The organism is Stenotrophomonas sp. YJH_SMC_64 (assembly GCF_059371375.1).
Genome location: NZ_JCAFUN010000001.1, coordinates 1 through 24,739, shown reverse-complemented (window position 1 = coordinate 24,739; position 24,739 = coordinate 1). Strand labels below are relative to the sequence as shown.

Annotated in this window: 18 protein-coding genes, 1 pseudogene and 1 riboswitch; of the genes and pseudogenes, 7 read left to right on the top strand and 12 right to left on the bottom strand. The window is 67.4% G+C overall.

Annotated features, from left to right (window positions below; translation table 11 throughout):
• Positions 1-6 precede the first annotated feature (6 nt).
• Positions 7-1,524, bottom strand: coding sequence for an amidohydrolase family protein (locus tag AC5P9L_RS00095; RefSeq protein WP_062607800.1), 1,518 nt, complete (start codon positions 1,522-1,524; stop codon positions 7-9).
• A gap of 137 nt (positions 1,525-1,661) precedes the next feature.
• Between AC5P9L_RS00095 and AC5P9L_RS00090 the strand changes: the two genes are divergently transcribed.
• A complete protein-coding gene (locus AC5P9L_RS00090; protein WP_049433190.1) occupies positions 1,662-2,219 on the top strand; it encodes a DUF3228 family protein in 558 nt (185 codons plus the stop codon).
• A 75-nt stretch (positions 2,220-2,294) separates the two neighbouring features.
• On the opposite strand, the gene AC5P9L_RS00085 is transcribed toward AC5P9L_RS00090, so the two are convergent.
• The 3 genes from AC5P9L_RS00085 to ahcY all read right to left on the bottom strand — a co-directional run bounded on the left by AC5P9L_RS00085 (position 2,295) and on the right by ahcY (position 4,900).
• The gene (locus AC5P9L_RS00085) at positions 2,295-2,780 is read right to left on the bottom strand and encodes a hypothetical protein (protein ID WP_012479167.1); all 486 of its coding nucleotides are present in this window, start codon (positions 2,778-2,780) and stop codon (positions 2,295-2,297) included.
• The gene (ybaK, locus tag AC5P9L_RS00080; protein WP_012479168.1) at positions 2,780-3,253 is read right to left on the bottom strand and encodes a Cys-tRNA(Pro) deacylase; all 474 of its coding nucleotides are present in this window, start codon (positions 3,251-3,253) and stop codon (positions 2,780-2,782) included. Before ybaK ends, AC5P9L_RS00085 begins: the two co-directional genes overlap by 1 nt.
• 201 nt (positions 3,254-3,454) lie before the next feature.
• A complete protein-coding gene (ahcY, locus tag AC5P9L_RS00075; protein WP_024957291.1) occupies positions 3,455-4,900 on the bottom strand; it encodes an adenosylhomocysteinase in 1,446 nt (481 codons plus the stop codon).
• A gap of 36 nt (positions 4,901-4,936) precedes the next feature.
• Positions 4,937-5,020, bottom strand: a riboswitch (S-adenosyl-L-homocysteine riboswitch).
• 120 nt (positions 5,021-5,140) lie between these two features.
• On the opposite strand from ahcY, the pseudogene AC5P9L_RS00070 reads away from it, so the two are divergent.
• Positions 5,141-7,657: pseudogene (locus AC5P9L_RS00070) on the top strand (S9 family peptidase).
• Between the two features lie 172 nt (positions 7,658-7,829).
• A complete protein-coding gene (gene ppc / locus AC5P9L_RS00065) occupies positions 7,830-10,541 on the top strand; it encodes a phosphoenolpyruvate carboxylase (protein ID WP_262101924.1) in 2,712 nt (903 codons plus the stop codon).
• A gap of 87 nt (positions 10,542-10,628) precedes the next feature.
• Here the strand turns inward: ppc and AC5P9L_RS00060 are convergent, their stop codons facing one another.
• Entirely contained in the window at positions 10,629-11,135 is a 507-nt protein-coding gene (locus AC5P9L_RS00060; RefSeq protein WP_262101794.1) for an acyl-CoA thioesterase, read from the bottom strand.
• Positions 11,136-11,295: 160 nt separating this feature from the next.
• Positions 11,296-12,507, bottom strand: a complete 1,212-nt coding sequence (gene metK, locus AC5P9L_RS00055; RefSeq protein ID WP_227415343.1) for a methionine adenosyltransferase — start codon at positions 12,505-12,507, stop codon at positions 11,296-11,298.
• 323 nt (positions 12,508-12,830) lie between these two features.
• On the opposite strand from metK, the gene olsF reads away from it, so the two are divergent.
• The 3 genes from olsF to AC5P9L_RS00040 all read left to right on the top strand — a co-directional run bounded on the left by olsF (position 12,831) and on the right by AC5P9L_RS00040 (position 16,541).
• Complete coding sequence (gene olsF / locus AC5P9L_RS00050) at positions 12,831-14,546, top strand: bifunctional ornithine lipid synthase OlsF (RefSeq protein ID WP_227415348.1); 1,716 nt, start codon at positions 12,831-12,833, stop codon at positions 14,544-14,546.
• Entirely contained in the window at positions 14,543-15,343 is an 801-nt protein-coding gene (locus AC5P9L_RS00045; RefSeq protein ID WP_227415344.1) for a UDP-2,3-diacylglucosamine diphosphatase, read from the top strand. The genes olsF and AC5P9L_RS00045 overlap by 4 nt, the downstream gene beginning before the upstream one ends.
• Before the next feature lie 139 nt (positions 15,344-15,482).
• Complete coding sequence (locus AC5P9L_RS00040; protein ID WP_043035376.1) at positions 15,483-16,541, top strand: metal-dependent hydrolase; 1,059 nt, start codon at positions 15,483-15,485, stop codon at positions 16,539-16,541.
• A 58-nt stretch (positions 16,542-16,599) separates the two neighbouring features.
• Here the strand turns inward: AC5P9L_RS00040 and AC5P9L_RS00035 are convergent, their stop codons facing one another.
• The 6 genes from AC5P9L_RS00035 to AC5P9L_RS00010 form a co-directional block, all read right to left on the bottom strand.
• Entirely contained in the window at positions 16,600-17,610 is a 1,011-nt protein-coding gene (locus AC5P9L_RS00035) for a glycosyltransferase family 2 protein (protein ID WP_024957298.1), read from the bottom strand.
• Positions 17,607-19,433: a DUF7657 domain-containing protein gene (locus AC5P9L_RS00030; RefSeq protein WP_279915842.1), complete on the bottom strand. Its 1,827-nt coding sequence runs from the start codon at positions 19,431-19,433 to the stop codon at positions 17,607-17,609. The genes AC5P9L_RS00035 and AC5P9L_RS00030 overlap by 4 nt, the downstream gene beginning before the upstream one ends.
• A gap of 161 nt (positions 19,434-19,594) precedes the next feature.
• Complete coding sequence (locus tag AC5P9L_RS00025) at positions 19,595-20,422, bottom strand: class I SAM-dependent methyltransferase (protein WP_043035378.1); 828 nt, start codon at positions 20,420-20,422, stop codon at positions 19,595-19,597.
• Positions 20,423-20,479: 57 nt separating this feature from the next.
• Positions 20,480-21,475, bottom strand: a complete 996-nt coding sequence (dusB, locus tag AC5P9L_RS00020; protein ID WP_012479176.1) for a tRNA dihydrouridine synthase DusB — start codon at positions 21,473-21,475, stop codon at positions 20,480-20,482.
• 291 nt (positions 21,476-21,766) lie between these two features.
• Positions 21,767-22,198, bottom strand: a complete 432-nt coding sequence (locus tag AC5P9L_RS00015; RefSeq protein ID WP_049397447.1) for a hypothetical protein — start codon at positions 22,196-22,198, stop codon at positions 21,767-21,769.
• 109 nt (positions 22,199-22,307) lie between these two features.
• Positions 22,308-23,225, bottom strand: coding sequence for a LysR family transcriptional regulator (locus tag AC5P9L_RS00010; RefSeq protein ID WP_111205211.1), 918 nt, complete (start codon positions 23,223-23,225; stop codon positions 22,308-22,310).
• A gap of 92 nt (positions 23,226-23,317) precedes the next feature.
• Here AC5P9L_RS00010 and AC5P9L_RS00005 point away from each other — a divergent pair, with 92 nt between their 5' ends.
• A complete protein-coding gene (locus AC5P9L_RS00005) occupies positions 23,318-24,538 on the top strand; it encodes an MFS transporter (RefSeq protein WP_323162998.1) in 1,221 nt (406 codons plus the stop codon).
• Positions 24,539-24,739 lie beyond the last annotated feature (201 nt).

The following is a 24,739-nucleotide window of genomic DNA, read 5'->3' as shown; positions in this document are numbered from 1 at the left end:
CTGCCGCTACAGCTCGGCACTGACCGGGCTGGTGATGAATCCCCACAGCAGGCGTGCCATCACTGCGGGCGAGCGTGCCTGCCTGCGCGCATAAGTCTGTAGCGCATCCAGCCGCGGGCGGTCATAGAGGTGGCCGGCCAGCAGCACGGCATGCACGCGGCGGGTATTGGCGATGTCGTGCAGCGGGTTGCCATCAAGCAGCACCAGGTCTGCGGCTTTGCCGACCTCGACGCTTCCATGCGATGCCTGCCGTTGCAGATGACGTGCGGCCTGCAGCGTAGCTGCGCGCAGCACGTCGGCCTGGCTCAGGCCGGCCTGTCGCAGCCACTGCAGTTCATCGTGGTAGCGGAAGCCGCCCAATCCGGTATCGGTGCCGACCAGCACGGTGACGCCGGCACGATGGGCCGCACCGGTGAGAGCCAGGCCATGCTCGAAGTAGGTCTTCAGTGCGTCTTGGCCGCGTCGGCCGGGATAGCGCGCTGCGGTGGCCTGCAGGTCATCACGCCACGCCCAGCGTGAAAGCGGGTCCAGATAGGCCAGGCGCGGATCGTCGACGAAGGCGGGGTCGCTTGCGCGCGCATCTTCTTCGCGGGTGACATGGGTCGGTACGAACGCGGCACCGCTGGCCTGCATCAAAGCGAACGCCTTGTTGCAGAGCGTGGGCTGATAGCTGGCAACCATGCGTTCGGCCAATACGATCGGGTCTTCGCCGTCGAGCGTGCCACCCCGCCATGCCGCCGCGTTGTCGAAGCAGTGGCGCACGAACAGATGGGCGTGCTCGAAGCTGCGCTGGCCCGCCTGCACCGCGTCGTCCAGAGGCACCGCCTTGGGCAGGTGGCCGACCAACGGACGGCGCAGCTGCTGCGCCTCGGTGGCCAGCCGCTGATAGGTGTCCGCACGCAGCCGGTTGTAGACCTTCAACGCGTCGACCCCGCGCGCGCTGTACGTCCGTGCACGCGCAGCGGCGGCCTCCGGCGTGAGTGACGGATCTTCGAAGTAGAAACTGGCGATCTGTACGAAGCGCGGTGCAACCTGCTGCCCGGCAATGGCCTGTGCGGTCCAGTGGCGCTTGTCGGCCACGCAGGCGATCAGCGGATCGGTGGTCTGCGGGCAGTCCATCATGTCGCGGGTGCCGGTGATGCCGTTGGCCAGCATCAGCGGGAACTGCAGCTGCGGCGACAATTGCAGTGCATGGGTGTGCATGTCCCAGAAACCGGGCAGCAGCCAGCGGCCGCCGGCGTCGAGCACGGGAAGCCGCGCGTCCTGCGGATCTTCCCCAATGGCAGTGATGGTGCCGTGGCGCACTGTCACGGTGGTGGGTTCGCTGACCTGGCCGCGCGCCACGTCCACCACCCGCGCGTTGACGATCACGCGGCTGTTGCCCGGCTCGGGCAACGGAGGTGCCGACAGCGGCCAGAGCAGTGCGGCGGCGAACAGCAATGGCGGCGCCAGCAGGAGGGTGGCCAGGACGATCGGCCATCGCCGACGGCGGGCGGAACGGGACAACGCGCGTGCTGCATCCATGAGCCTGCGATCCTTGCATTGGGTCGCCCGCAGAGTGCTGCAAGCCGGACGCGGGCGCCAGTGACCATCGGCATCCGGCCCTGTCTGCCTCCGGGGCGGTTACCCTGTGCAGCAGAACTCCTGATCACACCCGCGCCATGTCCATCGTCCTCACCGATTTCGCCCGTCCCCGCCTGTTCCCGCGCGTGCCGCGTGGCAACACCATCCAGGACTGCACCGCCGAGCAGTTCGAGGCACACCTCAATGCGCATGCGCCGCTGAAGGTGCTGGATGGCTACGCGCCGTTCTGCAAGCTGTTCGTCTACGAGAACTGGACCAGCACGCGCTGCCTGACCGTACCGATCACCGAGGCCAACCGCCACCTGCTGCGCAGTGGTTACGAAGCGCGCAACCGCGAGGAACTACCGGTGCTGGTGCGCTGGTTCGAGGGCGTGGAATCACCGCGTGCGAGCTACCTGGTGGTGATCCTGTACAGCGCCGGGCAGCTGGCCAGGGAAGGCTCGCCGATCGAGGCCGACTGGGGCATCGTCGGCTGCATCTACACCGCCGAACCGGAAGAGGTACCGATGGCACCGATCACGATGATGCGCAATGCGCTGGGCGTGGACGAGGGCGGATCCGGCGTGCCGCTGGACCGCGAAGCCTACCGGCGTTCCGTCGAGTTCTGGGAGAACAACGCGAACTGGCGGCCGTGAGCAACATTTGTCATCCACGCATCGCGTGAATGTGCGGACCGCAGTAGAGCCACGCCATGCGTGGCCGCTTGGCCTTCAGGCAGCTTTCCATTCCCACCACGGGTAATGGTACTCGCGGTCGATGGCCTGCCAATGCTGGCCGCATTGCGTGCAGGCAACGGCGTGGCAGTCGCCCCAGCAGCCCTCAGCCTCTTCCACCGAGAGCAGCTGCATCTGTCCTTGTTCAATCAGGCGACGGGGATCGAAGAACGGGTAGCCGGGGTTGAGCGCGCACAGGCAACCCTCGCGTGCACGCCAGTAACGCAGCCGACGCAGGGCGGCCTTCAGATACGCCTGGTTGCTGATCAGCATGCCGCCAAGCGCGATGCCCTGGCAGCGTTGTTCGATCAGATCCACATGTGCGCTCAACGCGTCCAACGATGAGGCACTGAACAGTCGTGCGACGACGCGGGCGGCATCGGTGATGCGCGTTGCGTCGCGCGACAACAGGTCCTGCAGCAGCACATCGGCCTGTGCATCGTCGAGCCGGGGTATCGGCGCTGCAGACCACGGCCAGCGCATCAGCGTGACTTGCCGATGGCAGCGTAGTTGCCGGTTGTCAGGCGCAGCAGATCGGCCGGCGCCAGTTCCACTTCCAGGCCACGGCGACCGGCGCTGACATGCAGGCTGGGCAGCGCTTCGGCGCTGGCGTCCAGGAAGGTGCGCAGGCGCTTCTTCTGCCCGAGCGGGCTGATGCCACCGACCAGGTAACCGGTCGCGCGCTGCGCGGCATCGGCGGCGGCCATCTCGCACTTCTTGCAGCCGGCGGCTTCGGCCAGTGCCTTCAGGTCCAGCTGGCCGGCCACCGGCACGATCGCCACCAGCAGTTCGTGTGTCTCGGTGCTGGCCAGCAGGGTCTTGAACACCTGGGCCGGATCGAGGCCGAGCTTGTCCACGGCTTCGCCGCCATAGGATTCGGCGTGGGCGTCGTGCACGTAGCTGCGCACGGTGTGGGCGATTTTCTCGCGCTTGAGCAGGTTGATGGCCGGGGTCATGGCTGCATCGTAGCGCGCGCTGGGCGCGTTGCCTTGACCGAAGCTACTGCCGGAGCATCCACGCATGGCGTGGATCTACCAGTGGGGACTGGATGCGGGGTGTACGACCACACGCAAACGCAGAACGGACGCCCGAAGGCGCCCGTTCCGTGGTGTTGCATGCACAGGTAGTGCCGGCCGCTGGCCGGCACCCCGCAGGCATCAGTAGCGGTAGTGGTCCGGCTTGAACGGGCCTTCCACCGGCACGCCGATGTAGTCGGCCTGTTCCTGGCTCAGGGTGGTCAGCTTCACGCCGATCTTTTCCAGGTGCAGGCGGGCCACTTCCTCGTCCAGCTTCTTCGGCAGCAGGTAGACCTTCTTCTCGTAGCTGTCCTTGTTCGCCCACAGGTCGATCTGTGCCAGGGTCTGGTTGGCGAAGCTGTTGGACATCACGAAGCTCGGGTGGCCGGTGGCGCAGCCCAGGTTCACCAGGCGGCCTTCGGCCAGCAGGAAGATCGCGTTGCCGTTCGGGAAGATGTACTTGTCCACCTGCGGCTTGATGTTGACGTGCTTGATGCCGGCGAACGACACCAGCGCATCGACCTGGATCTCGTTGTCGAAGTGGCCGATGTTGCAGACGATGGCCTGGTCCTTCATCGCGCTCAGGTGCTCGATGCGGATGATGTCCTTGTTGCCGGTGGTGGTGACGTACAGGTCGGCACGGCCCAGGGTCGATTCGATGGTGTTGACTTCATAGCCTTCCATCGCCGCCTGCAGGGCGCAGATCGGGTCGATTTCGGTGACGATCACGCGCGCGCCGTAGGCACGCAGCGAGGCGGCGCAGCCCTTGCCGACGTCGCCGTAACCGCAGACCACGGCCACCTTGCCGGCCAGCATCACGTCCATCGCGCGCTTCAGGCCGTCGGCCAGCGACTCGCGGCAGCCGTACAGGTTGTCGAACTTGCTCTTGGTGACCGAGTCGTTGACGTTGATCGCCGGGATCAGCAGGGTGCCGGCCTGGGCCAGCTGGTACAGGCGGTGCACGCCGGTGGTGGTCTCTTCGGAGACGCCCTTCCAGTCCTTGACCACGCGGCCCCAGTAACCCGGGCGCTCCTTGGCGACGCGCTTGAGCAGGTTCTTGATGACCTGTTCTTCGTGCGAGGCAGAGGGGGTGTTGACCCAGTCGCTGCCGTTTTCCAGTTCGTAGCCCTTGTGGATCAGCAGGGTCACGTCGCCGCCGTCGTCCACCACCAGCTCCGGGCCGGTCAGGGTGCCATCGGCCAGGGTGAAGGTCAGCGCGTCCAGGGTGCAGTCCCAGTACTCTTCCAGGGTCTCGCCCTTCCAGGCGAACACCGGGGTGCCGGTGGCGGCGATGGCGGCAGCGGCGTGGTCCTGGGTCGAGAAGATGTTGCACGAGGCCCAGCGCACGTCGGCGCCGATGTCCTTCAGGGTCTCGATCAGCACCGCGGTCTGGATGGTCATGTGCAGCGAGCCGGTCACGCGCACGCCCTTCAGCGGCAGCTCGGCCTGGTACTTGCGGCGGATCGACATCAGGCCCGGCATTTCGTGCTCGGCGATGTCCAGTTCCTTGCGGCCCCAGTCGGCCAGCGTGATATCGCGGATCTTGTAGTCACCTTCGGTGGAGAAGGTCTTGGCAACAGCGTTCATTCGTGTGCTCCGGTTGTGGACGAGCGGATGCTCGCATCTAGCCGGGCGCCGTTGTTACAAAGCCACCTTACCGAGCCTGGCCGGGCCTCGTGGGATCCGGTCGCAGCGCCCCTCGGCAGGGGAGAACCCCCATTATATCGCGGCCCCGGCGTGACATCCGGATGACCCAACCATCGGCAGATGGGGCCGCGTGCACGGCCTGTTAAGGTCGGTGTTTTCACGTATCACACAGGTGGAACGATGAGCATGCACGCGCGCCGCACACGGCGCTGGACCGGCCTGGTCCTGTCGATGGGACTGCTGGCAGTGGCCCCACTGGCCTGGGCGGCAGCGCCGCAGCCCGCGGCCGCACAGGCCCAGGGCGTCAACGGCTACGAACTGCCGTCGGCCGCGCTGCAGGCGGTGGTGGACGCGCCCCGTGCGCCCTCGTTGTACCTGTCGCCGCGCCGCGACGTGGCCGCGATGATGCAGATGCCGTCGCTGCCGTCGATCCAGGTGGTGGCGCAGCCGGAACTGAAGCTGGCCGGCCTGCGCATCAACCCGCGCACGTTCTCCGACAGCCGCTTCAGCTTCGGCGAGAAGCTGTGGCTGATGAACGTGGCCGATGGCAAGGAACGGCAGATCAGCGGCCTGCCGGCCAAGCTGTCGATCGCCAGTGTGACGTGGTCGCCGGACCAGAAGTGGCTGGCCTTCAACCAGGTCGACGCCGGCAGTGGCGCCAATGAACTGTGGCTGGTGGACGTGGCCGGCGGCCGCGCCCGTCGCCTGGTTGCCGGCCTGAACACGGTGATCGGCAGCGGCTACCAGTGGCTGCCGGACAGCCGCGGACTGGTGGTGTTCACCCGCCCGGCCAACCTCGGTGCGGCCCCGGCCGCCGACGGCATTCCGACCGGCCCGGCAGTGCAGCAGACCAGCCAGGGCGGCGGCGTGGTGTCGATCCGTACCTACCAGGACCTGCTGAAGAACGAGGCTGATGCGCGCCAGTTCGATTACTACGCGACCACCCAGCCGATGGAAGTCAGCTTGGATGGCAGTACCCGCGCGATCGGCGCGGCCGGCATCTTCATGGGCTTCTCGGTGTCGCCGGATGGCCGCTTCGTGCTGCGCCAGCCGGTGCAGCGCCCGTATTCGTACGTGGTGCCGGTGGACAGCTTCCCGCGCCGCATCGAAGTGATCGACCGTGCCAGCGGCAAGCTGGTGCACACCGTGGCCGTGCGCCCGCTGGTGGAAGGGCTGCCGACCGGCAACGACGCCGAAGTGACCGGCGTGCGCGACATCCGCTGGCGCGGTGATGCCGACGCCACCCTGGTCTGGGCCGAAGCGCAGGACGGCGGCGACCCGAACAGGGACGCCAAGGTACGCGATGCGGTGCTGATGCAGGCCGCGCCGTTCGACAAACCGCCGGTCACCCTGGCCCAGCTTGGCAGCCGCCTGGCCGGCATCAGCTGGGGCCGCGGTGACCTGGCCCTGCTGACCGAATCGTGGTGGAAGACCCGCAGGACCAAGACCTGGTTGATCGCCCCGGACAACGCCGGTGCCGAGCCGCGCCTGCTGTGGGATCGAGACGGGCAGGACCGCTATTCCGATCCGGGCCGGCCGCTGTTGTCCAGCGACGACCGCGGGCGCTCGCTGCTGCAGACCAGCGCCGATGGCAGCAGCCTGTATCTGGCCGGTGCCGGTGCATCGCCGTAAGGCGATCGTCCGTTCGTGGACCGCTTCGACATCGCCACGGGCAAGGCAACCCGCCTGTTCCACTCGCAGGCGCCGAGCTATTCGCTGCCGGTGGCATTGCTGGACAACCAGGGCAGTTCGCTGCTGCTGAGCCGCGAGAGCCCGGACGAGCCGGCCAACTTCTACGTGCAGTCGCTGGCCGATGCGGGTGCTGCGCCGCGTGCGCTGACCCGCTTCGCCCATCCGCTGCCGCAGTTGAAGGGCGTGCAGAAGGAGCAGATCCGCTACAAGCGCAAGGATGGCGTCGACCTGACCGCGACCCTGCTGCTGCCGCCGGGCTACGACCCGAAGCGCGACGGCCCGCGCCCGCTGCTGATGTGGGCCTATCCGGGTGAGTTCAAGAGCGCAGCCGCGGCCAGCCAGGTGACCGATTCGCCGTACCGCTTCAACGCGGTCAGCTACTGGGGCCCGCAGGCGTTCCTGGCCAAGGGCTACGTGGTGCTGGCCAGCCCGTCGATGCCGATCATCGGCGAGGGCGACAAGGAGCCGAACGACACCTACATCGAACAGCTGGTGGCCAACGCGCAGGCAGCGGTGGATGAAGTGGTGCGCCGTGGCGTGACCGATCGCGACCACATCGCCATCGGCGGCCATTCCTACGGTGCGTTCATGACCGCCAACCTGCTGGCGCATACGCGCCTGTTCAAGGCGGGTATCGCGCGCAGCGGCGCCTACAACCGCACACTCACGCCGTTCGGCTTCCAGGCCGAGGAGCGCAACTACTGGCAGGCGCAGGACGTCTACCAGAAGATGGCGCCGTTCAACTACGCCGACAGGATCAAGGACCCGATCCTCTTCATCCACGGCGTGGACGACAACAACTCCGGCACCTTCCCGATCCAGAGCGAGCGCATGTTTGCTGCGGTGAAGGGCCTGGGTGGCACCGCGCGGCTGGTGATGCTGCCGAACGAATCGCACGCCTACCGCGCACGCGAATCGATCATGACCATGCTGGCCGAAAGCGAGCGCTGGCTGGAGCAGACCATCGGCCCGGCCGAGCAGGGCAAGGCGAAGAAGAAGCGCTGACCGGGCCTGGTAGTGCCGGGCGCTGGCCGGCAACCTCATGGAGACGTGCAACCTGAGGTTGCCGGCCAGCGGCCGGCACTACCAGATGAAACCATTTTTGCATCGCAGCACGACGCCCGATCTGGGATAGGCTTGGGGCCTGGATCCGTTGACCGAGGCCTGTGCGTCGCCGATGAACGAGTACCGCAGCAGCATCGAGTTTGCTTCTCCCGATCTTCCGCTTCGCGATGATGTGCGCCGGCTTGGCGCACTGGTCGGCGACCTGCTGGTCGAACAGGTGTCGGCCGCGTTTCTTGATGACGTCGAGGACGTGCGTACCCGTGCCATCGCCCGCCGCGAGAACCAGGCGCCGCTGTCGGAGCTGGCCGATGGCCTGGCCGGGCGCACGCCGCAGCAGGCCGAGACCATGGTGCGGGCGTTCAGCACCTACTTCCAGGTGGTCAACATCGCCGAGCGCGTGCATCGCATCCGCCGCCGCCGTGACTACCAGCGCGCCGGTACCGCGGGTGCGCAGCCGGATGGCCTGCAGGATGCACTGCAGCACCTGAAGGCGCAGGGCGTGGGCCTGGACGAACTGGCGCAGTGGCTCCCGCGCATCGACATCGAACCGGTGTTCACCGCGCATCCGACCGAAGCAGTGCGCCGCGCGCTGCTGGAGAAGGAGCAGCTGATGGTGGCCAGCCTGGTCGACAACCTCGACGGCCAGCGCACGCCGGGTGAGGCTGCCGCCGATGCCGCGCGCTTCCGCATGGCGCTCACCGCGTCGTGGCAGACCACCGATTCTTCACCGGTGCGGCCGACCGTCGATGACGAGCGCGAGCATGTGGGCTTCTATCTGGTGCAGGTGCTGTACCGGGTGATCCCGGTGCTGTACGAATCGCTGCAGCAGGCGCTGCGCGATACGTACGGCGAAGAACTGCCGCTTCCGCGCCTGCTGCGCTTCGGCACGTGGGTGGGCGGCGACATGGACGGCAACCCGAACGTGGATGCCCACACCATCCGCAATACGCTGGATGCGCAGCGGCAGGCGGTGCTCGGGCGCTACCAGAAGGAACTGCTGCAGCTGGCCAGCCTGCTCAGCCAGTCCACCGAGCGGGTAGGGGTGAGCGATGCGCTGCAGGCGCGCGTGGCGCAGTACCAGCAGCTGCTGCCGCAGGTGCAGTCGCGCCCGCGCCACGCCGATATGCCGTACCGCCTGCTCAACGACCGCATGCGCGCACGCTTGCAGGCGACGCTGGACGATGGCGGGGGCGCCTACGCCGGCCCCGCCGAACTGATCGACGACCTGCAGCTGATCCTCGACAGCCTGCGCGCCAATCGCGGCGAACATGCCGGCGGCTTTGCCGTGCAGCGCCTGCTGTGGCGGGTGAAGACGTTCGGCTTCCACCTGGCGCGGTTGGATGTGCGCCAGGAGTCGAGCGTGCACGCGCGCGCGCTGGCCGCCGTGCTGGGTGGCGAAAAGGCCTGGCAGGCGCTGGATGCGGCGGGCCGTGCGCGGCTGCTGAGCCCGCATGCCAGCGGTGAAACGGCATTGCCCAACGGCGACGACGAAGGCAACCAGCGGCTGGATGCGGTGTTCGCCGCGCTGGCCGATGCGCGTGCGCGGCATGGCAGCGATGCGCTGGGCAGCTACATCATCTCGATGGCGCACGACCGCAGCGACGTGCTGGCGGTGCTGGCGCTGGCACGCCGTGGCGGCCTGGTGGAAGAGAACGGATCAGTACCGCTGGATATCGCACCGCTGTTCGAGACGGTGGATGATCTCAAGCGCGGCACCGCGACCCTGCGTGACCTGCTGGCCGACCCGATCTATCGCGCGCACCTGGAAGCACGCGACGACGTGCAGATGGTGATGCTGGGCTATTCGGACAGCAGCAAGGACGGCGGTATCGCGGCCTCGCGCTGGGGCCTGCAGCGTGCACAGGTGGAACTGCTGGAAGTGGCGGCCGAGGCCGGCATCCGACTGACCTTCTTCCATGGCCGGGGCGGCTCGATCAGTCGCGGCGGTGGCAAGACCACGCATGCGGTCGATGCGTCGCCGCGCGGCAGCATCGATGGTCGCCTGCGGGTGACCGAGCAGGGCGAGGTGATCCATCGCAAGTACGGTATCCGCGCGCTGGCGCTGCGCTCGCTGGAACAGGCCACCGGCGCGGTGCTGCGCGCCAGCCTGCGCCCGCGCGCTGCCGAGCCGCGCGAGGATGAGTGGCGACCGGTGATGGATGCAGTGTCATCGGCCAGCAGCGAGGTGTATCGCGCGTTCGTTGGCCAGGCCGGCTTCATGGATTACTTCCGTACCGCCACGCCGATCGATGTGATCGAACGGATGACGCTGGGCTCGCGTCCTTCGCGCCGGCTCGGCCAGGACGCAGCACTGGGCAACCTGCGTGCGATTCCGTGGGTATTCGCCTGGAGCCAGGCACGCGCGGTGATTCCCGGTTGGTATGGCGTGGGCAGTGGCCTGCAGGCGGCGGTGGATGCCGGTCACGAGGGTACCTTGCGCGAGATGGCGCGCGACTGGCCGTTCTTCCGCACCTTCCTGGACGACATCGCGATGGTGCTGTCCAAGGGCGATATCACCATCGCCGAGCAGTTCTCGAAGCTGTCGGGCGAACTGCACGAACGCTTCTTCCCGCAGGTGCAGCGCGAGCTGGACCTGACCCGGCACTGGCTGCTGGCGTTGATGGACCAGCAGACGCTGCTGGACCACGACGCGCGGCTGGCGCTGTCGATCCGCCTGCGAAATCCCTACGTCGATCCGATCAGCGTGCTGCAGGTGGATCTGCTGCAGCGCTGGCGGGCCAGCGGCCGCGAGGACGACGACCTGCTGCGCGCGCTGGTTGCGTGCGTGAACGGTGTTTCGCAGGGCGTGCAGAACACCGGGTGAGGTGTAGCGGTAGTGCCGGCCGCTGGCCGGCAACCTCATGATGTTTGGCGGCACGCACGAGGTTGCCGGCCAGCGGCCGGCACTACCTCATTCCTCCGGCGACGGCGGGTTCGACGCCAGCAGTTCCAGATGGCGCTGTTCCATTTCCTGACGCAGCTGGCGGCGGATCTGTGCGGCGGCCTGGCGGCGCTTCTCGTCGGATGTGGCCGGCTGCAGGGGCGGCACCGGCGTCGGCCGGCCTTCCTCGTCCACCGCCACCATCGTGAAGAAGCAGCTGTTGGCGTGGCGCACGCTGCGCTTGAGGATGTCCTCGGCCACCACCTTGATGCCGATCTCCATCGACGAGGTGCCGGTGTAGTTCACCGAGGCCAGGAAGCTGACCAGTTCGCCCACCGCGATGGGCTGGCGGAACATCACCTGGTCCACCGACAGGGTGACTACGTAGCTGCCGGCGTAACGGCTGGCGCAGGCGTAGGCGACCTGGTCGAGCAGGCGCAGGATCGCACCACCGTGGACCTTGCCGGAGAAATTGGCCATTTCCGGCGACATCAGCACGGTCATGGACAGCTGGTGGGTTTTCAGTTCGGTCGACATGCGGCGGATTGTATCGGCAACCGCGCGATTGTTTCCGGAGGCCATGAAAAAGCCGGCCAGCGGCCGGCTCTACCAGAAAGCAGAAGGGCCGCTTGCGCGGCCCTTCTTCAAGGTCAGCCGACTAACAGTCGGCTCTACCGGTCGGCTCTACCCGCCGGCTTTACTTCAGCTTCGCATCGGCGCGCAGGGCGGCGGCGCGGTCGGTCTTCTCCCAGGAGAAGGCCGTGGCGTTGACGGTCTCGCCTTCGCCGTTGAGGTAGCTGAACTCCTTCGGCTTGCGGCCGAAGTGGCCATAGGCCGCGGTCTGCTGGTACATCGGGTGGATCAGGTCCAGCATCTTGATGATGCCGTACGGGCGCAGGTCGAAGTGCTTGCGGATCAGCTTCTCGATCTTGTCGTCGCTGATCTTGCCGGTGCCGAAGGTGGTGACCGAGATCGAGGTCGGCTCAGCCACGCCGATGGCGTAGGAGACCTGCACTTCGCAACGGTCGGCCAGGCCGGCGGCAACCACGTTCTTGGCGACGTAGCGGGCCGCGTAGGCCGCCGAACGATCGACCTTGGACGGATCCTTGCCGGAGAAGGCGCCACCACCGTGACGGGCCCAGCCGCCGTAGGTGTCGACGATGATCTTGCGGCCGGTCAGGCCGCAGTCGCCCACCGGGCCGCCGATCTCGAACTTGCCGGTCGGGTTGATGTGGAACTTGGTGCCCTTGTGCAGCCACTTGGCCGGCAGCACCGGCTTGATGATCTCTTCGCGGACGGCCTCGATGAGGTCCTTCTGCTTGATGCCCGGGGCATGCTGGGTCGACAGCACCACGGCGTCGATGGCCGAGACCACGCCGTTTTCATAGCGCAGGGTGACCTGGCTCTTGGCGTCCGGACGCAGCCACGACAGCGGCGAGTTCTTCTTCTTGCGGATCTTGGCCTGCTGCTCGACCAGGCGGTGCGACAGGTGGATCGCGGCCGGCATGTAGCTGTCGGTCTCGTTGGTGGCATAGCCGAACATCAGGCCCTGGTCGCCAGCGCCCATTTCTTCCGGCTTCTTGCGATCCACGCCCTGGGCGATGTGCGGCGACTGCTTGCCGATCAGGTTCAGCACGCCGCAGGTGGCGCCGTCGAAGCCGACGTCGGAGCTGTCATAGCCGATGTCCGTGATGACCTTGCGGGTCAGGGCTTCCAGGTCGATCCAGGCGCTGGTGGTGATTTCACCGGCCACGATGGCAACGCCGGTCTTGACCATGGTCTCGCAGGCCACGCGGGCGCGCCGGTCCTGGGTCAGGATCGCGTCCAGCACCGCATCGGAGATCTGGTCGGCAACCTTGTCCGGATGGCCTTCGGAGACCGACTCGGAGGTGAAGAGATAGCTGGACATCAGGCGTAATATCCCTTGATTCGGATGGAAAGATGGGCGCGCATGATACACGGGGTGCGCCGCCTGTGCATTGTGAACCTGTACCGGTTGCCGGTGGTTAAGCCCGCGTAGGCCCGGCAAGGGCCGTCCTGACGGGATTGGGCCCCGGCCTCGAGGCCCAGTGTTCCACCAGTGTGACGGCGGGCCGGGTGGCGAGGGGGGCGGTTGCGGCCCCTCCGGCCGGGGACGACCGTCATCGTTCTGCCCCGAAACCGCCATCTGGCTGCCGCCTGCCGGGCGCAGGCTGTCGGCCAATACGGTCGCCGGGCATGAGTGGATCCGCCATGCAGGAACTTGAACAGCGTCTCCAGCAACGCTTTCCCGATTGGTTCCATGGCCGTCGTGGCCAACTGGCGCGGCCATTGCTTCGCAGCGTCGGGCGCTGGTCGCGGTTGGACCAGATCGAAGCTTTCCTGCAGCGCAGTGCAGGATTGCGTGGATTCGGCTTCGTCGCTGCCGGGCTGGAGTTCATCGATGGCCAGTACCAGGTGGACCCGGCCGCTCTGGCGAAGATCCCGGCCACCGGCCGCCTGCTGATCGTTGCCAACCACCCTTCCGGGGCACTGGACGCGCTGGCACTGCTGGACGCGGTCGGCCGCATCCGCCGCGATGTGCGGATCGTGGCCAACGACCTGCTGGGGGCGATCGCGCCACTTCAGGACCTGCTGTTGCCGGTGCGCATCCTCGGTGGCAAGGCCCAGCGTGGCAGCCTGCACGCTGTGGAGGAGGCGCTGGCCGCCGAGCAGTGCGTGATCGTGTTCCCGGCCGGCGAGGTCTCGCGCCTCTCGCTGCGAGGCATCCGCGATGGTCGCTGGCAGCGCGGTTTCGTCCGCTTTGCCCGTGCCGCCGGCGCGCCGGTGCTGCCGGTACGGGTGGAAGCGCGCAACTCGGCGCTGTTCTACGGCGCCTCGACCCTGTTCAAGCCGGCCGGCACCGCGCTGCTGGCGCGCGAGATGTTCACCCGCCGCGGCCGCCCGCTGCGCCTGAGCATCGGTGAGCCGATGCAGCTGGGCAAGGGCGGTGACCCGGGCGCGCAGCTGTTGGCCGTGCGCCGCGCGCTGTATGCGCTGGGCCGTAATGGGGCGGCGGGCGATGCCGCTGCTGTTGCAGGTCCGGAGCCGCTGGCGTCGCCGGTACCACCTTCGCAGGTTGCCGCCGGCATTGCCGCAGCCACCCAGCTGGGCCAGACCGCCGACGGCAAGCAGATCCTGCTGGCGACCTGCAGCACCGATTCACCGCTGCTGCTGGAGCTGGGCCGCCTGCGCGAGCTGACCTTCCGCCAGGTAGGCGAGGGCACAGGGCGCAGCCGCGACCTGGACGATTACGATCCGCGGTACGAACACATCGTGATCTGGGACGCAGCCGCGCAGCGCATCGCCGGCGCCTACCGGATCATGCGCGGCGCCCATGCGCTGGCCCGGCACGGACTGTCCGGGCTCTACAGCGCGTCGCTGTTCCGCTATTCCGACGATGCCATCACCCACATCGCCGAAGGCCTGGAACTGGGCCGCAGCTTCGTGGTGCCCGACTACTGGGGCAGCCGCAGCCTGGACTACCTGTGGCAGGGCATCGGTGCCTACCTGCAATGCCGGCCGGGCATCCGCTACCTGTTCGGCGCCGTGTCGATCAGCGCGGCGCTGCCACGCGATGCGCGCGAGCAGCTGGTGGCGTACTACCAGCGCTATTACGGCGGTACCGCTGGCCTGGCCGAATCGAACCGGCCGTTCCAGTACTTCGCCGCACCGCCGAGTTTCGGTGAGCTGGATGCAGGCGCCGCGTTCGACGTGCTCAAGGCCAACCTGGCCGCACTCGGCACCGGCGTGCCGACGCTGTATCGCCAGTACACCGATCTGTGCGAACCCGGTGGCGCGCGCTTCCTCGCCTTCGGTGTGGACCCGGACTTCAGCGATTCGATCGACGGCCTGATCGAAGTGGACCTGTGCGCGATCCGGCCGAACAAGCGCAAACGCTACCTGCGCGATGCGGGGACGCCGGCATGAGCGTGCTGGCGAACCTGTCGCCGCACCGGCGCGCAGTGTTCGTCTCCGACGTGCACCTGGGTTCACGTCATTGCCATGCCACCGAACTGGCACGTTTTCTCTCGCAGCTGCGCTGTGAGCGTCTGTACCTGGTCGGCGACATCATCGACCTGTGGTGGATGGCCCATCGCCGTGCCAACTGGCGGCAGTCGCACAGCGAGGTCATCCAGGCCCTGCACGCGCTGCGCCGTGCCGGGACCGAGATCGTCTACATCCCCGGCAACCACGATGCCTCGCTGCGCCAGGTGTGCGGGCTGATGCTGCCAGCGATGCAGGTGCGCCGCCGCGCCATCCATGTGACCGCCGATGGCCGTCGCCTGCTGGTCGCGCACGGGGACGAGTACGACGGCGTGACCCACTTCGGCGGCCTGCAGGAAAAGTTCGGCGACTGGCTGTACTACCGCATCCTGACCGGCAACCAGGCGCTGAACGCGGTGCGGCGCCGGCTGGGCATGCGCTACTGGTCGCTGTCGGAATTCCTGAAGAAGCGCAGTGGTGCCGCCGAACGCTACATCGAGCGTTTCGTGCAGGCCGGGCTGGATGACGTGCGCCGGCGCGGACTGGATGGCATCGTCTGTGGTCACATCCATCGCGCTGCGTTGATCGAACGCGATGGCCTGGTCTATGCCAACGACGGCGACTGGGTGGAGAGCCTGACTGCACTGGCCGAAGACCATGATGGCGCGCTGCGCCTGCTGGACCACAATGGCCAGACCCTGGTGGAACTGCAGGGCGCGCGCTTGTCGCAGGCGGCGTAACCCGTTTCCGTAGAGTCGACTATCGCGCGTAGCGCGTGGTGTCCGCAGCCTGATGGAAGAGCAGTCGACTAACAGTCGACTCTACAGAAACGGTGTCCGGGGGTGAGACGGCACGCCCGTAAGCCGTTAGCATCGGCCCATGGATTCCCTGACCCAGATCGTACTTGGTGGCGCCGTCGCCGCTGCCATTGCTCCGCCCGGCCATCGCCGTGCGGCACTGCTGGCCGGTGCCGCGCTCGGTACTCTGCCGGACCTCGACGCGCTGTGGCTCGGCTTAACCGCCACCGACCCGGTGGCGAGCATGATCGAGCACCGCAGCTTCAGCCATTCGCTGCTGGTGCTGCCCTGGGTGGCGGCACTGATCTGGTGGTTGTTCAAGCGCTTCGGCAACGGCCGCGTCGCGCAGTCACCGGTGCGCTGGTTCTGGGCGATCCAGCTGGCGCTGGTCACCCATCCCGTGCTGGATGCGTTCACCGTCTACGGCACCCAGTTGTGGTGGCCGCTGCGCCCACACCCGACCATGGGTTCCAGTGTCTTCATCATCGATCTTGGCTACACGGTGTGGCTGCTGCTGGGTTGCGTGCTGGCCTGGTTTGGCCGCGCCCGCCCCTGGGCTGGCAAGGTGCTGGGCGTGGCATTGCTGGTCAGCAGCGGCTACCTGGGCTGGGGCCTGATCGCAAAGGCCCAGGTCGACCGTGCTGCCCAGCAGAGCCTGGCGGCGATGGGTCTGGGCGATGCACCGCGCTTCTCGGTGCCGATGCCGTTCAACACCCTGCTGTGGCGCGTGGTGGCGATGACGCCGAACGGCTACGTGGTGGGCGACCGCTCGCTGGTGGCCGACCATGGACCGATGCAGTTCGAAGGCCATGCGTCCAATGTACAGGCGTTGCGCGAAGCAGGGAGCATCCCGGCAGTGCAGCAGCTGACGTGGTTCAACCGGGGCTTCATGCGTGCACAGGTGGTGGACGGGCGGCTGGTCCTGAGCGACCTTCGCATGGGGCTGGAGCCGGACTACACCTTCAACTTCGCCGTGGCCGAGCAGGTCGACGGGCGGTGGCGACCGATCACGCCCGAGCAGGTGCGGACGGATTACAGCAGCCCGGCCGCGCGCGCGGATGCCGGGCGCCGACTGGCGGCGATGTGGCAGCGGATCTGGCACGAGCCGGCAGCCTCCGGGACTGGTGCGGCGCACCCGTAGATCCACGCCATGCGTGGATGGCGTGACATCGGCAGTGGCAGCCACGCATGGCGTGGCTCTACTGCGGTTGGCGGTTGAGCTTGATAGAACGGTTCAGCACCTGGCGTGGGACGTTGGCAATGTCAAAGCCAACGAACGCCAGCAGGAACTGCAGCCCGGAGATCAGCGCGACCATGGCGATCATGATGGTACCCACCGGCGTGGCGACATCGGCCTGGGCCGACCGCACCCAGTGGTACAGCCCGAACAGCCCCCCGAAGGCGAGCAGGCTGCTGCCGGCGATCAGCTCCAGTGACGCGATGCTGAGGTCGCGCAGGAAATAGTTGTAGGCAATGCGCTTGAGCGTGTTGCGCAGGTGCTTGAAGCTGAACTCACCCAGGATGCGACCGATGCGCAGGTTGCTGGTTTCGTCGCCGTAGTGGGCGTCCATTGCCACATCCTGCACGACCGCGCGCACGGTGTTCAGTCGGAACAGCATGTCGGTCTCGAAGAAATAGCGGTCGCTGACCGCCTCGAGCTTCAGGTGGCTGGCGACCTTTGCATGGATGGCGGTGTAGCCGTTGGTCGGATCGAACACCTGCCAGTACCCGGATGAGGCCTTGGTCATGAAGGACAGCAGCAGGTTGCCCAGGCGCCGCACCGGGGGCATGCGGCGGATGTGGGTCAGGTTCCAGAATCGGTTGCCCTTGGTGTAGTCGGCATGGCCGTCGGCGATCGGCGCGACAAAGTCCATCAGCAGCGCCGGGTCCATCTGCCCATCGCCATCGACCTTCACCAGAATGTCCATGCCATCTGCGATGGCCGCGCGGTACCCGGTCTTGATCGCGCCGCCGACGCCCAGGTTGTGCTGATGGAACAGCACGGCGATACGCGGGTCGTTGGCTTCGGCCTGGATCAGGCGGCCGCTGCCGTCGGGGCACGCATCATCCACGCAGTAGATCGCCGTTACCGCATCATCGATCGCCGCGAGGACGGACAGCACGTGGCGGGTCACTTTGTAGCAGGGGATGATCACGGCGATCCGAGCCGGCGTGGATGCGGAGGGCGTAATGGTGGTCATCGGACTCATGGGGCTGGGTGGGCCAGCAGGGCCTTTGCCGGCAGTTCCACCAGATCCCCCTGCAGCACCTGCGGTACGTCGCCCTCAGGCGCTACGGTGATGTGGTGGTAGCGGTTGAAGGTGAAATTGAACGCCTCGTCGGGCATCAATGGGAAGTACCGGCGGAAGTATTCCATCTGTGGCAGGTACAGCACATGGTTCACGGCGGGAATACCAACACCCGGCAGGAGGGCCCCGAACCCACCGGGAGCCACCAGCGCGCCTTCGGACGTGGTGGCTGAGCCCCGGGCTTGCAGGGAGTGCAGGACGGCAGCGCGGTCCATCGCAAAGATCGGCCCGGCAGGCTGCACAGGGTTGAACAAGCCATTGCCCAGCAGATTGGCCAAAGCGGCGGTGGCCAGGACCAAGGTGGCCGCATGCGCCGAGAGCTTTGGGCGGAGGGCGGCAACGGCCAGCCCCGCCAAGCAGAGGTAGGGAATGGCATCGGCGGCGCTGTGCAGGCGGCTGAACTGGCCTTCGCCGAACAGGAACTTGGCCACGCTGCCAGCCATCAGCAGCGCAGCCAGCAGCAGCAGACGCCTGCGCTCCAGGCGTACGCCGCACCGCACCAGGATCATCGCGCAGCCGATGTTGAGCAGCAGGCCGAACGCCAGCAGCGCGCGTGCGGGTGGCACCATCGAGAGTCCGGTCAACTTGCCGACCAGAACGGGCACGGGCAGGAAGATCCAGCAGGCGATCAGCAGTACGCCAGCGGCGAGGGCCAGCACGCTGCTGCGGTGGCTTCTCGCCCATTCGCGCAGCCGTGTGCCATCAGCCAGCACCAGGGTGAACAGCGGCAGCAGGCTGCCCAGCACCGCGATTTCGCAATCGTTGGATGCTTTGAACAGCGGCAACGGTGCGAAACGGTAGGTCATCAGGTTCGGGAAGGCGTGCGCGAACAGGGACGTCAGCCCGACCCCACCTCCGGCGCTCTGGCGCTGGCCCGGATAAACCGTGTTGCGCACGATCGGGATGATGTCGTGGAAGTAACCGATGAACACGGCCAATGCCAGCGCGCCTGCGATGCCGGCATCGATCAGTCGTGGAAGCGTGAGGGCATCGCGCCGGACTGCCAGTATCAGCACTGCCAGCGCCAGCACCGAGGAAATGATGAAAGGCGGGTAGGACACCGAGATCAGCCATGCCGCCAGTGCATAGGCGCTGGCTGCGATGCGCAGCGCGCGATGGCTGATGCCCAGCCATGCCACCGCAGCCCAGGGCGCCAGCGCGAAGGCACCGGCATTGCTGGTCCACCAGACCTGCACGAATGGCGCGAAGAACAGCGTGGCCGAAACCAGCACTGCGGCTGGTACCGGCATCCGCAGTTGGCGCAGGAACAGAGCCCATCCGCTCAGGAAGGCCATGGCCATGAACATGAAGAAGAACGAATAGGCGTTCGCTGCTGGCAACACGAAGAACGCCCAGTGGTAGGGCTTGAACAGCAGGCCCCAGTCGAGCAGCGGCAGCGCCTGGAAGGTGCGCAGTGATTCGTGGTACGGCGGGTGCGCATTGACCTGCCCGAAGTCGTTGTTGACCGCGATCTGGATGTACGGCGTGAACACCATCCATTCGTCGGTGCGGATGTAGCGCGCGGTGCCGAGCAAGGGCTGCTGTGGCGCCAGGCCCAGATACTCGTAGGCGAGCGAGTAGGAAGAAGGCGTCAGTGCGAATGCGACGTAGAGAATGCACAACAGCGCGATGATCCCGGCGAGCAGACGCGTCTGGCCGGGCGGGAGCCCGCCCGGCAGGTTCACATCATGGGCGGAGAAAGGCGTTCGGCCGCTGTCACTCATCATGCGCTCGCAGGTAAGGTCCATCCATGCGCGACGTACCCGCACACCGATGCCTGAGGGCAATAGAGGGGGATCCCGGCACGCGCCGTTCCGAGGCCGGGACTGCCGGATTCTAGCCGGTTGCCGCCGGAGCCGCAGGCCATCCTGTGGCGAGGATGGCCTCAATACACCGTCGCGCGGCCCTGCACGAACGAGTAGAAGAACACCGCGTTCGGGTCGTTCTGCACCAGGCGGAACTCGCGGCGCATGCCTTCCACGGTTTCCTCGTCCACCGAGCCGGCCTGCAGCAGCTGGTCGGCGGCCGACAGCAGCAGCTGTTCCCAGAACGCGATCATCGTCTTGCGACGCGCCGGCTCGCGGTTGTCCAGGTGGATGGTCTTGATCTCGGTGTGCACGTCGCGGAAGCCGCCGGCCAGCAGCAGGTTGCCCAGCTTGGCGCCGACGAACGGGTCGCCCCCGTGGTCGTACTGGAAATCGTTGAAGGCCATCCAGTAGCGCCAGATGTGCGGCGAATACGGATCGAGCAAGAACGAGGCATTCATCACTTCGGTGATGTACACCGGCGAACCCGGTGCCAGCACCCGGCGCACTTCGCTCAGCACACGTGCGGGTGACGGCACGTGCTCCAGCACCCAGCACAGGAACGCCGCGTCGAAGCTGCGTGCCTCGAACGGCAGCTCACTGGCATCGGCCTGCTGCAGGGTATAGCGGTCGCTGCACCACGGCGTGCGCGCCAGGTTCTCGCGCGCGGTGGCCAGCTGCGTTTCGCTCAGGTCCACGCCGGTCACGTGCAGCTCGGGGAAGCGGCGCAGCAGGATCTCGGTCTGTGCGCCCACGCCGCTGCCGACTTCCAGCAGGCGCCGCGCGCCGCTGTAGTCGATCTGGCCGAAGATGCTCGATTCCAGCAGCCGGGCCTGGGTCATCAGGCGCTGCTGCTCGGTGCCGGAAAACCCGTGCAGATAGGTCGGGGAGGAAATCGGCGGGGTCATGGTGGGCTCTTGTAGCGTCGAGCTGGCTCGACTGTTCGCAAACGCGGGGCTGGTGGCTCAGGCCGCCGAAGGCAGCGCCGGTTCCCCGGCGATCAGGCGGTCGAAGTATTCGGTGGTCAATGCGATCTGGCTGGCCGGATCCTCGGCACGGTTGACCACCGCGCGGAAAGCGGCATTCTCCGGCCGGTCCTTGGCATACCAGCCCAGGTGCTTGCGCGCGATGCGCACGCCCTGCGGCTCGCCATAGAACGCATGCAGCGCGTGCAGGTGGCCAAGCAGGATGTCGCGCACTTCCGCCAGTGATGGCGGTGGCAGTTCCTCGCCGGTGGCCAGGTAGTGCGCCACTTCGCGGAAGATCCACGGCCGACCCTGCGCCGAGCGACCGATCATCACCGCATCCACGCCGGTTTCCTTCAGGACGTAGGCGGCCTTCTGCGGCGAATCGATATCGCCGTTGGCGATCACCGGAATGCGCAGCGCGGCCTTGATCTCGCCGATCGTGGCGTACTCCGCCTGGCCGGTGTAGTGCTGGTCGCGGGTACGGCCGTGCACCGCCAGTGCCGCGATACCGCTGTCCTCGGCGATGCGTGCGATCAGCGGGCCATTGCGATGATCGCAGTCCCAACCGGTACGGATCTTCAGCGTGACCGGCACGTCCACCGCGTTGACCACGGCCTCGAGGATGCGCGCCACCAGTTGCTCGTCGCGCATCAGTGCCGAACCGGCCCAGGCGTTGCACACCTTCTTGGCCGGGCAGCCCATGTTGATGTCGATGATCTGCGCGCCGTGGTCGACGTTGTAGCGCGCGGCCTCGGCCAGCTGCTGCGGCTCGGTGCCGGCGATCTGCACGCTGATCGGGGCCGGTTCGCCGTCATGGTCCATGCGGTGGATCGACTTGCGCGTGTTCCAGAAGCGCGGATCACTGATGGTCATTTCCGAGGCGGCCAGACCCGCGCCCAGCCGTTTGCACAGAAGGCGGAAGGGCTTGTCGGTGACGCCGGCCATGGGCGCCAGCACGACGTTGGGGGCAATGGTGTACGGGCCGATCTGCATGCGCCCATTGTAGGGCGCGCGCGGCGGTACGGCCGCGTCGGGCGCGGTCCGGTTCAGGCCGATCGGCACCGACCTCATGCCGTACCGGCATCAGCAGATGCTTGACGGTTGCTTCCACCGCCCCCAAGGGCGGGTGATGGTGGGGTGCTTGGTGAAGGCCAATGCCGCCGGGCTGGGGATGTGGCGAGACGGGGTAGAGTCGACTGTCAGTCGACTATCGCGCGAAGCGCGGGGTTTCCGCGACCTGGCCTGAAAGCAGTCGACTCTACCCGGTCGCCCCACCTCCATCGGCTAGCCCAGCGTTTCCCACGCTTGGCGGGCGCCAAGCGCAAAGGCCAGGCCCAGACCCAAGCAGACCAGCGAACTGACTATCCAGAAACGTGCGCCGTTGTATCCCGGGCGGAACAACGCCAACCCGAAGCCCATCGCCGCGCGCAGCAGCAACAGCAGGGCGATACCCGACAGGACCAGACGGCTGGCCGGCAGCGGCGAATGCCAGCCCGCGGCTGCCAGTGCGTACAGCGTCCAGGCCACCAGCACGGCAGTGATGCCGGCGGTCATCAGCGGTGGCCACCAATGCCCGGCCTGTGCCAGCCGGACCATGCGCTGGCCAGCACCGAAGTACCTGTACCACGCGGCGCCGAAGGCAATGCAGCCGATATGCAGCAAGGCTGCGATGGCACTACCGGCGGCGGCAACCAGCAACCAGGGGAATCCGTCCATGTCCTGCCCACGCTGAAACGCTGCGCGGATGGTGGGTGAGGGGCGGGATGCGGGCAATGCGACCGGCAGTCGCAGCTGTTCGATGCGACCGCCGCCGATGGCGCTTCGCTCAGCGCGGCGGATCGATCTGCAACCCGGCGCCAAGACGGTCCAGGGCCACGTCCACGCGTGGCAGCCGTTGCCGGCCCTGCGGCCACAGCAGGCGCAGCGGCAGGCCGCGGCAGTCCAGCGATGGCAGGATCGAGACCAGGCTGCCGCGCGCCAGCGCGTCATCGACCAGCCAGGTGGCCAGCTGCGCGATGCCGAAGCCGGCCTCGACCGCCGCCACCTGGGCCTCGGCGCCGCCAACCACCAGGCGCGCGCGGGCCTGCAGCGGTGTACTGCGCTGCCTGCCATCGGCCACCTGCCACGGCCCGATGCTGCCGTCCGCGCGTCCGAACAGCACACCGTCATGCCCGGCCAGCTCGGCGGCCGAGCGGGGCTGGCCATGCCGAAGCAGGTAGGCCGGGGAGGCGCAGAAGCGCAGGCATTCGTAACCGAGCAGGCGGCTGCCCAGCGTGGCGGGCAGCGGCTCGGGACCGCCGATGCGCACGGCGAGGTCGACGCCGTCCTCGGCGAGGTCGCTGAAGCGGTCGCTGAAGGTCACCTGCGGATGCAACTGTGGAAACTCGGCGGCCAGCTGCAGCAGCAACGGCCAGACTTTGAGGCGCCCGAAGGTGGCCGGCGCATCCACCCGCAGGCGGCCCACGGGCGCGTCTGCGTGCGAGACCAGCACCGACTCGGCATCGGCCAGCTCGCCCAGCACCCGCACGCAGGTGCGGTAGAAGCCCTCACCGGCCTCAGTCAGGCGAAGGCGGCGCGTGCTGCGCTCGAACAACCGCGCGCCCAGGCGTGCCTCCAGCCGCGCGATGGTCTTGCCCACCGCCGAACTGGTCAGGTGCAGGCGTTCGGCGGCGGCAGTGAAGCTGCCGGCATCGGCGGTGGCGACGAAGGCCTCGATGCCGCGCAGGCGCTCGGTGGGAAGCATGGGGAATTTCTGTCCGGAATCGATGGAAAACATAGCAGTAATCGGAATCCGGGGAGGAAATAGGCTGGCGGCCCCTGTTCTGATGCCCGCCCATGTCCTCCCTCGATTCCGCTGCGGCCGCTGTCCACGCAAACGCCCGCGCACGCCTTTCGGTTGTCCTGCTGGCGGTGTCCGCCTTCGTCATCGTCACCACCGAGTTCCTGATCGTCGGCCTGTTGCCGGCGCTGGCGCGCGACCTTGGCCTGGGCATCGCCCGCGCCGGGCAGCTGGTTACCTTGTTCGCGTTCACCGTGATGCTGGCCGGGCCACCGTTGACCGCGCTGCTGTCACACGTCGGCCGGCGCCGCCTGTTCGTGGCCATCCTGCTGTTGTTCGCGGGTTCCAACGCGCTGGCCGCGATGGCCACGCAGCCGTGGCTGCTGGCGCTGGCGCGGGTGCTGCCGGCACTGGCCCTGCCGGTGTTCTGGGGCACCGCCAGTGAGACTGCTGCGCAGCTGGCCCCTGCAGGGCAGGGCGGTCGTGCGGTCGCGCGGGTCTACCTGGGTATCACCGCCGCAATGCTGTTCGGTATCCCGGTGGGTACGTTGGCTGCCGACGCCCTCGATTGGCGCGGCAGCTTCTGGCTGTTGGCGGCCCTGTCGCTGTTGATGGCCGGCGCGCTGGCGTTGTGGATGCCGGACACCGTGGCCGGACCGCGGCGCGCGCTGGGCGAACAGGCACGAGTGCTGCGCCAGCCGCAGTTGCTGGGCGATGTGCTGCTGTCGGTGCTGGTGTTCACCGCGATGTTTGCTGCCTATACCTACCTGGCCGATGTGCTGGAGCGGCTGATGCAGGTACCGGCGGCACAGGTGGGCTGGTGGCTGATGGGCTTCGGGGCTGTCGGGTTGATCGGCAATGCACTGGGTGGGCGCTGGGTCGATCGTGCGCCGCTGGGCGCGACCCTGGTGTTCTGCGCGGTGCTGGCGCTGGGCATGCTGGCCAGTGTCGGGCTGGCCGGCCACGGCACGTTCGTGCTGATCGCACTGGCCCTGTGGGGTGTGGCGCATACCGCATTGTTCCCGCTGTGCCAGGTGCGGGTGATGCGTGCGGCGCCGCAGGCGCAGGCGCTGGCGGGAACCTTGAATGTGTCCGCGGCCAACGCCGGCATCGGCCTGGGCGCGCTGCTGGGAGGTGGCGCCATCGAACGCTTTGGGCTTGCCTCGCTGGGCGTGGTGGCCGCTGCCGTGGCGCTGCTGGCAATCGTCGCGGGCCTGCTGCTGCGGTGGCTTGCCCGGTCTCGTTCATCCACGCATGGCGTGGGTCTGCCTCATTGAAGGGCAAACAGAAAAGCCCGGGTGTCTGCACACCCGGGCTTCTTCATCCACGCGTGGCGCGGATCTTATCTCTTGCCAATCTGGCACCTTGGGTGCCGAGAGCCCGGCGTGGGCGACCGTGTGGATCCAGGTCTTGCGACCGAGAAGTAGCTTGGGTCCCCACGCCGGATTCTCCCTGAACCGCCCGAACAGTTGGTTGAG